At 69.0% G+C, this 12,613-nt stretch carries 13 protein-coding genes; 10 read left to right on the top strand and 3 right to left on the bottom strand.

Annotated elements, in window-relative coordinates:
• Positions 1-17: 17 nt before the first annotated feature.
• Together leuC and KF887_00710 are read right to left on the bottom strand one after the other, a co-directional pair.
• The gene (leuC, locus tag KF887_00715; protein QYK41702.1) at positions 18-1,421 is read right to left on the bottom strand and encodes a 3-isopropylmalate dehydratase large subunit; all 1,404 of its coding nucleotides are present in this window, start codon (positions 1,419-1,421) and stop codon (positions 18-20) included.
• Between the two features lie 63 nt (positions 1,422-1,484).
• Positions 1,485-1,625: a hypothetical protein gene (locus KF887_00710; GenBank protein ID QYK41701.1), complete on the bottom strand. Its 141-nt coding sequence runs from the start codon at positions 1,623-1,625 to the stop codon at positions 1,485-1,487.
• A gap of 146 nt (positions 1,626-1,771) precedes the next feature.
• On the opposite strand from KF887_00710, the gene rsfS reads away from it, so the two are divergent.
• The 10 genes from rsfS to KF887_00660 all read left to right on the top strand — a co-directional run bounded on the left by rsfS (position 1,772) and on the right by KF887_00660 (position 11,369).
• Entirely contained in the window at positions 1,772-2,131 is a 360-nt protein-coding gene (rsfS, locus tag KF887_00705) for a ribosome silencing factor (protein QYK41700.1), read from the top strand.
• Positions 2,131-2,601 carry a 23S rRNA (pseudouridine(1915)-N(3))-methyltransferase RlmH gene (gene rlmH / locus KF887_00700; GenBank protein QYK41699.1) on the top strand — a complete coding sequence of 157 codons (471 nt, stop codon included), beginning with the start codon at positions 2,131-2,133 and terminating at the stop codon, positions 2,599-2,601. Before rsfS ends, rlmH begins: the two co-directional genes overlap by 1 nt.
• A 93-nt stretch (positions 2,602-2,694) precedes the next feature.
• The gene (locus KF887_00695) at positions 2,695-3,465 is read left to right on the top strand and encodes an SDR family oxidoreductase (GenBank protein ID QYK41698.1); all 771 of its coding nucleotides are present in this window, start codon (positions 2,695-2,697) and stop codon (positions 3,463-3,465) included.
• Positions 3,462-4,394 (top strand): 2-dehydro-3-deoxygalactonokinase, encoded by a 933-nt coding sequence (locus KF887_00690; GenBank protein ID QYK41697.1) that lies wholly within the window; start codon positions 3,462-3,464, stop codon positions 4,392-4,394. Before KF887_00695 ends, KF887_00690 begins: the two co-directional genes overlap by 4 nt.
• Complete coding sequence (locus KF887_00685; protein QYK41696.1) at positions 4,391-4,990, top strand: 2-dehydro-3-deoxy-6-phosphogalactonate aldolase; 600 nt, start codon at positions 4,391-4,393, stop codon at positions 4,988-4,990. The genes KF887_00690 and KF887_00685 overlap by 4 nt, the downstream gene beginning before the upstream one ends.
• Entirely contained in the window at positions 4,987-5,829 is an 843-nt protein-coding gene (locus tag KF887_00680) for an SMP-30/gluconolactonase/LRE family protein (protein ID QYK41695.1), read from the top strand. The genes KF887_00685 and KF887_00680 overlap by 4 nt, the downstream gene beginning before the upstream one ends.
• On the top strand, positions 5,826-7,724 hold the full coding sequence (locus KF887_00675) for a beta-galactosidase (GenBank protein QYK41694.1): 1,899 nt from the start codon (positions 5,826-5,828) through the stop codon (positions 7,722-7,724). The genes KF887_00680 and KF887_00675 overlap by 4 nt, the downstream gene beginning before the upstream one ends.
• Before the next feature lie 163 nt (positions 7,725-7,887).
• Complete coding sequence (locus KF887_00670) at positions 7,888-9,123, top strand: MFS transporter (GenBank protein ID QYK41693.1); 1,236 nt, start codon at positions 7,888-7,890, stop codon at positions 9,121-9,123.
• The gene (locus KF887_00665) at positions 9,120-10,289 is read left to right on the top strand and encodes an MFS transporter (GenBank protein ID QYK41692.1); all 1,170 of its coding nucleotides are present in this window, start codon (positions 9,120-9,122) and stop codon (positions 10,287-10,289) included. The genes KF887_00670 and KF887_00665 overlap by 4 nt, the downstream gene beginning before the upstream one ends.
• Positions 10,290-10,346: 57 nt before the next feature.
• A complete protein-coding gene (locus KF887_00660) occupies positions 10,347-11,369 on the top strand; it encodes an aspartate-semialdehyde dehydrogenase (protein ID QYK41691.1) in 1,023 nt (340 codons plus the stop codon).
• A 21-nt stretch (positions 11,370-11,390) separates the two neighbouring features.
• Here KF887_00660 and KF887_00655 read toward each other — a convergent pair whose 3' ends face one another.
• Entirely contained in the window at positions 11,391-12,296 is a 906-nt protein-coding gene (locus KF887_00655) for a LysR family transcriptional regulator (protein QYK41690.1), read from the bottom strand.
• Positions 12,297-12,613 lie beyond the last annotated feature (317 nt).

Genomic DNA, 12,613 nt, shown 5'->3' with positions numbered 1-12,613 from the left:
CCTATCCTTGGAACTTGCTACATCATTTCCCTTACGTCCGTCAGCCGCCCGGTGATTGCGGCCGCCGCCGCCATGGCGGGGCTCAGCAGGTGGGTGCGGCCGCCGCGGCCCTGGCGGCCCTCGAAGTTGCGGTTCGACGTGGCCGCGCAGCGCTCGCCGGGCGACAGCTGGTCGGGGTTCATCGCAAGGCACATCGAGCAGCCCGCCAGACGCCATTCGAAGCCCGCGTCGATGAAGATCTGCGCCAGCCCCTCTTCCTCGGCCTGGGCGCGCACGAGGCCCGAGCCGGGAACGACCATCGCGCGCTTCACGGCGATCTTCCTGCCCTTCAGGATCGCGGCGGCGGCGCGCAGGTCCTCGATCCGGCCATTCGTGCAGGAGCCGATGAAGACGGTGTCGATCGCGATCTCGCTGAGCTTCTGGCCGGGTTTCAGGCCCATGTAGTCAAGGCTGCGCTTCACCGCCTCGACCTTGCCGCCGGTGAAGTCCTCGGGCGCGGGCACGGTGCCGGTGATCGGCAGCACGTCCTCGGGGCTGGTGCCCCAGGTCACGACCGGGGCGATATCCTCGGCCCGGATCGTCACCACCTTGTCGAAATGCGCGCCCTCGTCGGTAAAGAGGGTTTTCCACCAGGCCAGCGCGGCCTCCCACTTGGCGCCCTTGGGCGCGTGGGGGCGCCCCATCACATAGGCATAGGTCTTTTCGTCCGGCGCGATCAGGCCCGCCCGCGCGCCGCCCTCGATCGCCATGTTGCAGACGGTCATGCGGCCCTCGATGGAAAGCTCGCGGATCGCATGGCCGCAGTATTCGATCACATGGCCGGTGCCGCCCGCCGTGCCGGTATGGCCGATCACGGACAGGGTGATGTCCTTGGCGGTGACGCCGGGGCGCAGCGACCCGGTGATCTCGACCTTCATGTTCTTCGATTTCTTCTGGATCAGCGTCTGGGTGGCCAGAACATGCTCCACCTCGGACGTGCCGATGCCATGCGCCAGCGCGCCGAAGGCGCCGTGGGTCGCGGTGTGGCTGTCGCCGCAGACCACCGTCATCCCCGGCAGCGTCCAGCCCTGTTCGGGGCCGACGATATGCACGATGCCCTGCCGGATGTCCGACACCGGGTAATAGTGGATGCCGAAGTCACGCGCGTTCCTGTCCAGCGCCTCGACCTGGATGCGGCTTTCCTCGTTCTCGATCACCGTGTCGCGGCCGGCCGTGGTGGGCACGTTGTGGTCGGGCACCGCGATGGTCTTTTCCGGCGCGCGCACCTTGCGGCCGGTCATCCGCAGGCCCTCGAAGGCCTGCGGGCTGGTCACCTCATGCACCAGGTGGCGGTCGATATACAGCAGGCAGGTGCCGTCATCGGACTCGTGCACCACATGGGCGTCCCAGATCTTGTCATAGAGCGTTTTCGGAGCGGTCATGGCTCGGTTCCCGTCAGGAATGGCTGTGAATGGCAGGCAGGCGGGCGAACCCGCAACGGCAGCTCAGCGAAGTCGCGCGAGCACCGACCGACCCTCGCGGACGAAGCGCCAGGGCAGGCGGGCATGGTCGGCCATGTCGAAGAAGCGGATCATGCCCGCGTGATACGCGCGAATCCCCCGCAGGGCAAGGCGGTCGCCACCCATGGTTGAGGTCGGCCGGTGCAGGTGATAGGCTCAGGCCTGACCGGGCGCCGGGGACAAAGCGGCGCCGACCATTGGAGGACGATGTCCTGTCGCATTCAGATCCGTCGACCGGGCTTCCGGTCGGACCCCGCGCCACCCGCGTGACCATGACCGCAGAGCATACGTCCGAACAGGTCCTTGCCGCCGTGATGGCCTCGCTCGACGACGACAAGGCCGAGGATGTCGTGCAGATCGACCTGCGGGGCCGGTCCGACATGGCCGACTACATGGTGATCTGCCAGGGCCGCTCGTCGCGGCAGGTGGCGGCCATCGCGGAAAAGCTGGCCGACCGGCTGAAACAGGGATTCGGCATCCTGTCCAAGATGGAAGGCAAGGAGGCCGGGGACTGGGTGCTGATCGACACCGGCGATGTCATCGTGCATGTCTTCCGCCCCGAGGTCCGCGAGTTCTACCAGCTTGAGAAGATGTGGCTGCCGGCCGCGCTGCAAAGGCCGCAGCGCGCCTGATGCGGGTGCATATCTGCGCGGTGGGGCGGTTGCGCCCCGGGCCCGAGCGGACATTGCTTGACGACTATCTCGACCGCTTCGGCAAGACCGGGCGCGCGCTGGGCCTTGGCCCCGCCACCCTGCACGAGGTCGAGGACCGGCGGGGCGGCGGCATGGCGGCCGAGGGCGCGCTGCTGGCCCGCGCGGTTCCGCCCGGCGCGGCGGTGGTGGCGCTGGACGAACGCGGCCGCACCATGGCCAGCCCCGAATTCGCGGCGCTGCTGGCGGGCTGGCGCGATGCCGGGCGCGGCGATGCCGCGCTGCTGATCGGCGGGGCCGACGGGCTTGACCCCGCGCTGCGCGTCCGCGCCGATCTGGTGCTGTCCTTCGGCGCGATGGTCTGGCCGCACATGCTGGTGCGGGTGATGCTGGCGGAACAACTGTATCGCGCGGCGACGATCCTCGCCGGGTCGCCCTATCACCGGGCCTGATCGCGGGACTGCATGGCGGCGGACCCCTAGCCCTTTCGGATGGCTTGACCTATCCATGTTGCAGCCCCGACCCTTGCGACCGGATGCAGCGCCATGCAGGACCTTCCCGTCTTTCCCGACCTTCGCGGCGCCTCGGTCTTCGTGACCGGCGGCGGGTCGGGAATCGGCGCGGCCCTGACCGAGGCGTTCCTGCGCCAGGGGGCGCGGGTGGCGTTCTGTCAGCGCAGCGATCCGGCAGCCTTCTGCGATGCCATGGCGGCGGCCACCGGAAGCCGCCCGCTGGGGATTGCCTGCGACATCACCGACACCGCGGCCCTGCGCGCGACGCTCGACCGCGCGGCCGCGGCCCACGGGCCGGTCACCGTGCTGGTCAACAACGCCGCCGACGACCTGCGGATGGAGACGCTGTCGATCACGCCCGAGCAGTGGGACGCCAGCCAGGCGGTGAACCTGCGGGCCTATTTCTTTGCGGCGCAGGCGGTGATTCCGGGCATGATCGCGGCGGGCGGCGGGGCGATCGTGAACTTTTCCTCGATCAGCTACATGATGGCCGATACCGGCTATCTGCCCTACATGGCCGCCAATGCCGCGATCACCGGCATGACCCGCAGCCTCGCCCGCGAATTCGGGCCAAGGGGGGTGCGGGTCAACGCGCTGGCCCCGGGCTGGGTGCTGACCGAGAAACAGCGGCGGCTCTGGGCCACGCCCGACGCGGTGGCCGGATTCCTGAAACGCCAGTGCATCCCCGAAAGCCTGGCGCCCGACGATGTGGCCGGGGGATGCCTGTTCCTGGCCAGCCGCGCATCCCGCATGATGACCGGGCAATGCATGGTGATCGACGGTGGCGTGGTGGTGACCGGATGACGGGGCAGGCAGGAACCGGCCCCGAATGGCTGGCGGTGGACTGGGGCACGTCGCACCTGCGCGTCTGGGCGATGCAGGGCAGCACCGTGCTGGACGAGGCCGCCAGCGCCGACGGCATGGGCGGCCTTGCGCCCGATGGCTTCGAACCGGCGCTGCTGCGCCTGGTCGCGCCCTGGCTGGGCGACGGGCCGGTCGATGTGCGGCTCTGCGGCATGGCAGGCAGCCGCCAGGGCTGGCACGAGGCACCCTATCGCGCGGTGCCCTGCGCCCCGCTTGACCCCGACGCGCTGGTCGCCGTTCCGGTGCGCGACGCCCGCCTGCGGGTGACGCTGGTGCCGGGGCTGATGCAGGCCGCGCCGCCCGATGTGATGCGGGGCGAGGAAACCCAGATCGCCGGGGCGCTGTCCCTGCTGCCCGGATTCGACGGCGTGTTCTGCCTGCCCGGCACGCACAACAAATGGGCCCATGTCTCGGCGGCCGAGGTGGTCAGCTTCCAGACCGTGATGACGGGGGAACTGTTCGCGCTGCTGTCGGGCCAGTCGGTGCTGCGCCACAGCCTTGGCGGCGCCGGTGACGCGACGGCCGACCAGACCGATGCGGCCTTCGACGCGGCGCTGGCCGACGCCATGGCGCATCCGGGTCGCGTGACCGCGCGGCTGTTCGGCCTTAGGGCCGAGGCGCTGCTGTCCGGGCTTGACCCGGCGGTGGCGCGGGCGCGGCTGTCGGGACTGCTGATCGGGCTTGACCTTGCGGCATCGCGCCCCTGGTGGCTGGGTCAGCCCGTGGTGATCCTGGGCGATGACCGGCTCGCGGCGCTCTATGCCCGCGCGCTGGCGGCGCAGGGCAACGCGCCGCGCCGCCTGCCGGTGCGTCAGGCCACGCTGGCCGGTCTTGCCGCCGCCCGAACCCCTGCAAGGACCTGGCCATGACGCATCGCCCCCTGATTGCCATCCTGCGCGGCCTGACCCCGCCCGAGGCGCTGCCGATCGGCCGCGCCCTGATCGGTGCGGGCATCACCCGCATCGAGGTGCCGCTGAACTCGCCCCATCCGATGACGTCGATCGCCGCCATGGTCCGGGCCTTCCCGGGGACGCAGATCGGCGCGGGGACCGTGCTGACCACGGCCGAGGTGGCCGAGGTGGCCGATGCCGGGGGCACGCTGGTGGTGTCGCCCAACACCGACCCCGCCGTGATCGCCGCAACCCGCGCCCGGGGCATGGAAAGCTGGCCCGGTGCCATGACGCCGACCGAATGCTTCGCCGCCATCGCGGCCGGGGCGACGGGGCTGAAGCTGTTTCCCGCCAGCCTGATCGGGCCGGACGGCCTGCGCGCGCTGCGCGCCGTGCTGCCGCCGGGGCTGCCGGTCTATGCGGTGGGCGGCGCCGGGGCTGCGAACTTTGCCGAATGGCGCCGCGCGGGCGCCGATGGCGCGGGCATCGGCACCGCGCTCTACACACCCGGCATGACGGCGGACGAGGTCGGCACCCGCGCCCGCGCGCTGGTGGCGGCATGGGAGGCAGCATGATCTTTGACGCAAGAGCCTGCACGCTGGGCGAGGGCCCGCTGTGGCACCCGCGCCGCGAACAGCTGTTCTGGTTCGACATCACCGGGCGCCGCCTGCTGACCCGCAAGGGCGAGGAGGCGCAGGAATGGCACTTTCCCGACATGGTCTCGGCCGCCGGATGGACCGGGCCGGACGGCCTGCTCATCGCCTCCGAGCGTGAACTGTTCCAGTTCGATATCGAAAGCGGCATGCGCGTGCACCTGTGCCCGCTCGACGCGGGCAATCCGGCCACGCGGTCGAACGACGGGCGCGCCGACCCGCAGGGCGGATTCTGGATCGGCACGATGGGCAAGGCGGCCGAGCCCGGGCTGGGCGCGATCTGGCGCTGGCACCGCGGCACGCTGCGGCGGCTCTATCCCGACATCAGCATCTCGAACGCCATCGCCTTCGCCCCCGACGGCCGCACCGCAACCTTTGCCGACACCGCGCGCGGCAAGGTCTGGCGCGTCGCGCTGGATGCCGAGGGTTGGCCCCAGGGTACGCCCGAGGTGTTCCTGGACCTGACGGCCGAGGGGCTGAACCCCGATGGCGCGGTGTTCGATGCCGACGGCCGGTTCTGGCTGGCCGAATGGGGCGCGGCGCGGGTGGCGGCCTATGGCCCCGACGGCGCGCGCCTGTCGACCGTCGCCTTCGATGCCCCGCACACCTCCTGCCCGGCCTTCGGGGGCACCACGCTCTATTGCACCACCGCGCTTCAGGGCATGTCCGCCGCCGCCCGCGCCGCCCATCCCGACGCGGGCGCCACCTTTGCCGCGACCAACGTCGCCCGTGGCCTGCCGGAACACCGGGTCCTGCTGTGAAGCGGTCGCTGGGCGTCTGCTATTACCCCGAGCACTGGCCCGAAGGCATGTGGGCCGCCGATGCCGCGCGGATGCGCCGCGTCGGCCTGTCCCGGGTGCGGATCGGCGAATTCGCCTGGTCACGGATCGAGCCGGAACCCGGGCGTCTGGAACTCGGCTGGCTCGACCGCGCCATCGCCACGCTGGGCGACCACGGCCTGAAGGTGGTTCTGGGCACGCCCACCGCCGCGCCGCCGCGCTGGATGCTCGACCGGCATCCCGACATGCTGCCAGTGGACCGCGACGGGCGCCAGAGGGGGTTCGGCAGCCGCCGCCACTATGATTTCAGCCATCCGGGCTATCTGGCCGAATGTGAACGGATCGTCACGATCCTGGCTGAACGCTACGGTGGCAACCCCCATGTCGCGGCCTGGCAGGTCGACAACGAATACGGCTGCCATGACACCACGCTGTCCTGGTCGGACGCGGCGCGCAGCGCGTTCCGCGACTGGCTGGCGCTGCGCTACGGGTCGGTGCAGGCGCTCAACCAGGCCTGGGGCAATGTGTTCTGGTCGATGGACTATCGCGGCTTTGACGACATCGGCCTGCCGAACCAGGCCGTGACCCAGTCCAACCCGGCGCACTGGCTGGATTTCCGGCGCTTCGCCTCGGACCGGGTGGCGGCGTTCAGCCGCGCCCAGGTCGCCGCGATCCGCCGCCATTCGTCCGCGCCGGTCGCCCACAACTACATGGGCGGCATCACCGATTTCGACCATTACGCCACCGGTGCCGATCTCGACATCGCCGGATGGGACAGCTATCCGCTGGGTTTCCTGTCCGACCGCGTTCCGGCGGATGCCGAACACAAACGGATGTTCGCCCGGCAGGGTGACCCCGACTATCAGGCGTTTCACCACGATCTCTACCGGTCGGTCGGTCGGGGCCGGTGGTGGGTGATGGAACAGCAGCCCGGCCCGGTGAACTGGGCGCCGCACAACCCCGACCCGCTGCCGGGCATGGTCCGCCTCTGGGCGTGGGAGGCCTTTGCCCACGGCGCCGAGACGGTGTGCTGGTTCCGCTGGCGCCAGTTGCCCTTCGGCCAGGAACAGCATCACGCGGGCCTGTTGCGCCCCGACGATGCCCCCGCCCCCGCCCGGCACGAGGCGGGCAAGGTCGCGCGCGAACTGGCCGACGCGCCCGAGGTTCCCGCGCCGCCCCCCGCGCCGGTGGCGATCGTCTTCGACTATGCCTCGGCCTGGGCGTGGCAGGCGCTGCCGCAGGGCGCGGGGTTCGACTATTTCGGGCTGGTCTTTTCGATCTACCGTGCGCTGCGGCGTCTTGGCCTGAACATCGACATCCTGCCCCCCGACACCGCCAGCCTCGCGGGCCGCAGGCTGGTGCTGGTTCCGGCGCTGGCCACGCTGTCGGCGCCGCTCCGCGCGGCGCTGGCGGCGCATGACGGCATCGCGATGCTGGGGCCGCGCAGCAACGCCTGCACCGAACACCTTGCGATCCCCGTGCCCCTGCCGCCCGCGATCCCGGGCCTCGACTGCACGGTGGCCCGGGTGGAAAGCCTGCCACCCGACCTGCCCGTGCCGCTGGCGCGCGGCGGGGCCTTCCACCACTGGCGCGAGAAGGTCGAAGGCGCCCCGGTGATCGAGAAAACCGCCGATGGCTGGCCCGCCCTGGTCGGCGACCGCCTGCGCTATCTGGCCGGCTGGCCGGATGACGCGGCGCTGCACCGCATCTTGCGCGCGACCTGTGCCGAGGTTGCGCTGCCGGTGATGGACCTGCCGCCCGCGCTGCGCACCCGCAGCGACGGGCGCCACCGGTTCTGGTTCAACCATGGGCCCGAACCGGTCGCCCATGGCGGCATCGGCATTCCGCCTGCCGGGGTCCTGCGCGAACCGCTCTGACCACCGGCGCGCGCGGCCTGTCGGTACAGGTGTCGGTACAGATGCCATACGCCTGCCAGACGCGCGCGGTACGGATGCCGGACGCTTATTTCACCCGTCACAATTCCGCATTTGACGCCGCCCGCGCCCGGGTCCACCTTCCGCGCCGCGCCCGGAGGATGCCATGACCAAAGCCCCCCTGTTCACCCCAGTCCTGATCGCGGGCAGCGTGATCCTGATGCTGGGCTTTGCGATCCGCGCCAGCTTCGGTGTGTTCCAGATCCCGATTGCGAGCGAATTCAACTGGTTGCGGTCTGACTTTTCGCTGGCGATCGCGATCCAGAATCTCGCCTGGGGGATCGGGCAGCCGATCTTCGGGGCGCTGGCCGAACGCTTCGGTGACCGCCGCGCCATCGTCGCCGGCGCGCTGATGTATGCCGCGGGCCTGGTGCTCAGCTCGTTCGCCGTCACCCCGGGGCAGCATCAACTTCTTGAAATCCTTGTAGGATTCGGCATCGCCGGAACCGGATTCGGGGTGATCCTGGCGGTGGTCGGCCGCGCCGCGGCACCGGAACACCGGTCGATGACCCTGGGCCTGGCCACCGCCGCCGGTTCCGCAGGCCAGGTGATCGGCGCACCTACGGCAGAATTTCTATTGCAATCAATGCCATGGCAGTCAGTGTTCCTGGTCTTTGCGGCCGTCATCCTGGCCTCGCTGATGCTCTTGCCCCTGATGCGCTCGCCCGCCCCGGCCTCGAAGGCGGAACTGCAGGAAAGCCTGGGCCAGGTGCTGGTCCGGGCCCTGCGCGATCCGTCCTATACATTGATTTTCCTTGGATTTTTCTCCTGCGGCTATCAGCTTGCCTTCATCACCGCGCATTTTCCCGCCTTCGTCACGGAACGCTGCGCCGTGCCCGACCCCGGCGGAATGCTGGCGGGCCTTGGCATCTCGACCACATCGGCGGTCGGCGCCCTGTCCATCGCGGTGATCGGCATGGCCAACATCGGCGGCACGATCCTGGCCGGGTATCTGGGCAAGACCTACACCAAAAAGTATTTGCTGGCAGGCATTTACACGGCGCGCACGGTGGTCGCGGCGGTGTTCATCCTGATGCCGATGACCCCGGCTTCGGTGCTGATCTTCTCGGCGGCGATGGGGTCGCTCTGGCTGGCCACGGTGCCGCTGACGTCGGGTCTTGTCGCGCATATCTGGGGCCTGCGCTATATGGGCACGCTCTACGGCCTGGTGTTCTTCAGCCACCAGCTTGGCGGCTTTCTGGGTGTCTGGCTGGGCGGAAAAATGTATGACATGACAGGGGATTACACGCTGGTGTGGTGGGTTGGCGTGGCGGTTGGCGCGTTCTCGGCCATCGTCCACCTGCCGGTCCGCGAACACCGCCCGGCCGCGGTTCCCGCATGATCGCGGGCATCGCCGCGCTCGTCGCGGCCTATGTCCTGTCGCAGTTCTACCGGGCGTTTCTCGCCGTGATGGCCCCGGCGCTGACCGCGGACCTCGGCGCCACGGCCGAGGATCTGGCGGGGGCGTCGGGCGTCTGGTTCCTCGCCTTCGCCGCGATGCAGCTTCCCGTCGGATGGGCGTTGGACCGCGTGGGCCCCCGCCGGACCGCGGCGGCGCTCCTGGCGGCGGGCGGCGCGGGCGGGGCGTTCCTGATGGCGGCGGCCGGTTCGGTGATGCATGTCAACCTGGCCATGGCGCTGATCGGGATCGGATGCTCACCCGTTCTCATGGCGAGTTACTACGTGTTTGCAAGAACTTACCCCGCTGCGATCTTCGGGACGCTGGCCGGGGCCACGATCGGGGTGGGATCGCTCGGCAATATCGCGGCCTCGCTGCCGCTGGCACTTGCGGTCGAGGCGATGGGCTGGCGCGGCGCGATGGCGGCGCTCGGGGCGGTGACACTGGCGGTCGCCGCGCTGGTGGCGGCGGTCCTGTGCGACCCGCCGCAGGCCAACGGCGCGGCGCAGGGCTCGCTGCGCGACATCCTGCGGATTCCGGCGCTGTGGCTGATCCTGCCCATTGCCGCCGTCAACTACCTGCCCGCGGCCGGGTTGCGGGGGCTGTGGGTGGGGCCATGGTATGGCGACGTGTTCGGGGCGGACGCCGCGGGCATCGGGCAGGTCACGCTGTTCATGGGGCTGGCCATGGTGGCGGGGAATTTTGCCTATGGCCCGCTGGATCGCATGCTCGGAACGCGCAAGTGGCTGATATTCGGCGGAAACGCCGTCACTGCCGCCTGCCTGTTCGCGCTGTGGGCGCTGCCCCCGGACTGGTGGACGGGCGCCATCCTGCTGATGGCGGTCGGGTTCTTCGGGGCGTCCTTCCCGATGGTCATGGCCCATGGGCGGGCGTTCTTTCCGCCGCATCTGGTGGGGCGGGGGGTCAGTTTCCTGAACCTCTTTGCCCTTGGCAGCGTCGGGATCGCGCAGTTCGCGACCGGCCGCCTGCATGCCGCAATTCCGCCCGATCCGGCCCAGGCGCCCTATGCCGCGCTGTTCCTGGCCTTCGGGCTGGTGCTGGTGGCGGGCCTTGTGCCCTATCTGCTCGCGCCCGACCGCACCGACTGACCCTTTCCCCCGCGTTTCGCATGGGCTAAGGGGGCGCGTCACACCTAGGAGGCCGAAATGGGCTATCGTGTCGTCGTCGCGGGCGCCACCGGGAACGTGGGCCGCGAAATGCTGAACATCCTCGCCGAGCGGGAATTTCCCGTGGACGAGATCGTGGCGCTTGCCTCGCGCAGGTCGCTGGGAACCGAGGTCAGCTTTGGCGACAAGACGTTGAAGACGAAGGATCTTGACACGTTCGATTTCGCCGGCTGGGACATCGCGCTGTTCGCCATCGGGTCGGATGCCACCAAGATCTATGCGCCCAAGGCAGCGGCATCGGGCTGCGTGGTGATCGACAACTCGTCGCTCTACCGCTACGACCCGGCGATCCCGCTGGTGGTGCCCGAGGTCAATGCCGAGGCGGTGGACGGCTACAAGAACCGGATGATCATCGCGAACCCCAACTGCTCGACCGCGCAGATGGTGGTGGCGCTGAAGCCGCTGCATGACCGGGCGCGGATCAAGCGGGTGGTGGTTTCGACCTACCAATCCGTCTCTGGCGCCGGGAAGGAGGGGATGGACGAGCTGTGGAACCAGACCAAGGCCATCTACAACCCGACCGACGACGTGCCGCCCAAGAAGTTCCAGAAGCAGATCGCCTTCAACGTCATCCCGCAGATCGACGTCTTTCTTGATGACGGGTTCACCAAGGAAGAATGGAAGATGGTCGCCGAGACGAAGAAGATCCTCGATCCCAGGATCAAGGTCACCGCGACCTGCGTGCGGGTGCCGGTGTTCGTGGGCCACAGCGAGGCGATCAACATCGAGTTCGAGGAGTTCCTCGACTGGCAGGAGGCGCAGGACATCCTGCGCGAGGCGCCGGGCATCATGCTGGTCGACAAGCGCGAGCCGGGTGGCTACGTGACGCCCATCGAATGCGTGGGCGACTATGCCACCTATGTGTCGCGCGTCCGGCAGGACAGCACGATCGACAACGGGATCAGCCTTTGGTGTGTCAGCGACAACCTGCGCAAGGGCGCGGCCCTGAATGCCGTGCAGATTGCCGAGGTTCTGGGCAACCGCTGCCTGAAGAAGGGCTGACAGGCCCCGAAGGGCCGGGCATCACCAGCTGTCCGGCCCCTTGTCCGAGAAGCGCCGCGCCAGGAAGTCGATGAAGGCACGCACCTTGGGCTGGGTGAACCTGCCCGGGGGATAGACCGCATAGATCCCCAGAATCTCGACCGGAAGGCCGGGAATCGCCTCTTCCACCTGGCCCGCGCGCATCGCCTCGGCGTAGAGGAACGACGGCAGGTAGGCGATCCCCAGACCCGACACCGCGGCATTCAGCAGCGACTGCCCGTCGTTCACCGTCAGCCATCCGGCCGTGCGCACCTGCCGCTTTTCCCCGGAGGGGGTGGGGATGCGCCAGACGTTGCCGTTTGCCTGGTTCGAATAGTGCAGAAGCTTGTGGTCGTTCAGGTCGTCGATCTTCATCGGACGGCCGAACTTCTGGAAATAGGCGGGCGAAGCAATCATCCGCTTGGCGGTCTCGGTCAGCTTGCGGGCGCGCAGCGACGAATCCTCCAGCTCACCCACCCGGATTGCCAGGTCGAAGCCCTCGCTGATCAGTTCCACATAGCGGTTGTTCAGGACCATGTTGACGGTGATGTCGGGGTACTCCAGCAGGAAATCCCCGAGGATCGGCGACAGCAGGTTAACCCCGAAATCCGTGGCCACCGACAGCCGCAGAAGGCCCGACGGTGCGGACTGCATCGAGGTGACAAGCGCGTCTGCCTCGCCCGCGTCGTTCAGGACGCGGCGGGCGCGGTCGTAGTAGGCCAGCCCGATCTCGGTGGGTGACACGCGCCGCGTCGTGCGGTTCAGAAGCCGCGCGCCCAGTCGCGCCTCGAGCGCGGATACATGTTTGGACACGGCAGACTTGGAGATGCCCATCTTCTTGGCCGCGTCGGTAAAGCCGCCCTGGTCCACCACGGTGGCGAAGGCTTCCATTTCTGTCAGTCGGTCCATTGTCGTCCCCAGGCAGCAGCGTGCAGCAGTTGCCAGTGTTCTGCCCGTCAAATCAGGCAGGATGACGGCGATGAAGCGACGATGGCAGGGAAATGTCGTGGATCGTTCAGGATGGGGAAACGGCAGTGGCTGCGCTGAAAGGTGCCGAGGTGGCGGGCGGCCAGCGGCGGAAAAAGGATGCCGCAAGCGCGTAGGCGGAATAATGTTCCATTTCATTCATGCGATCGGCAGGTTCGGGCGCCTGTCTGGGTGATATCCGCGCGGCAGGTAGGAATCTTTCCTGCGCCGATCTATGTGGATCGGGCAGGCGACACAGC

It is taken from the genome of Paracoccaceae bacterium (assembly GCA_019454225.1).
Classification (GTDB): Bacteria; Pseudomonadota; Alphaproteobacteria; order Rhodobacterales; family Rhodobacteraceae.
The sequence above is the reverse complement of the archived record's forward strand: the minus strand, read 5'-3'. Positions and strand labels throughout refer to the sequence as shown.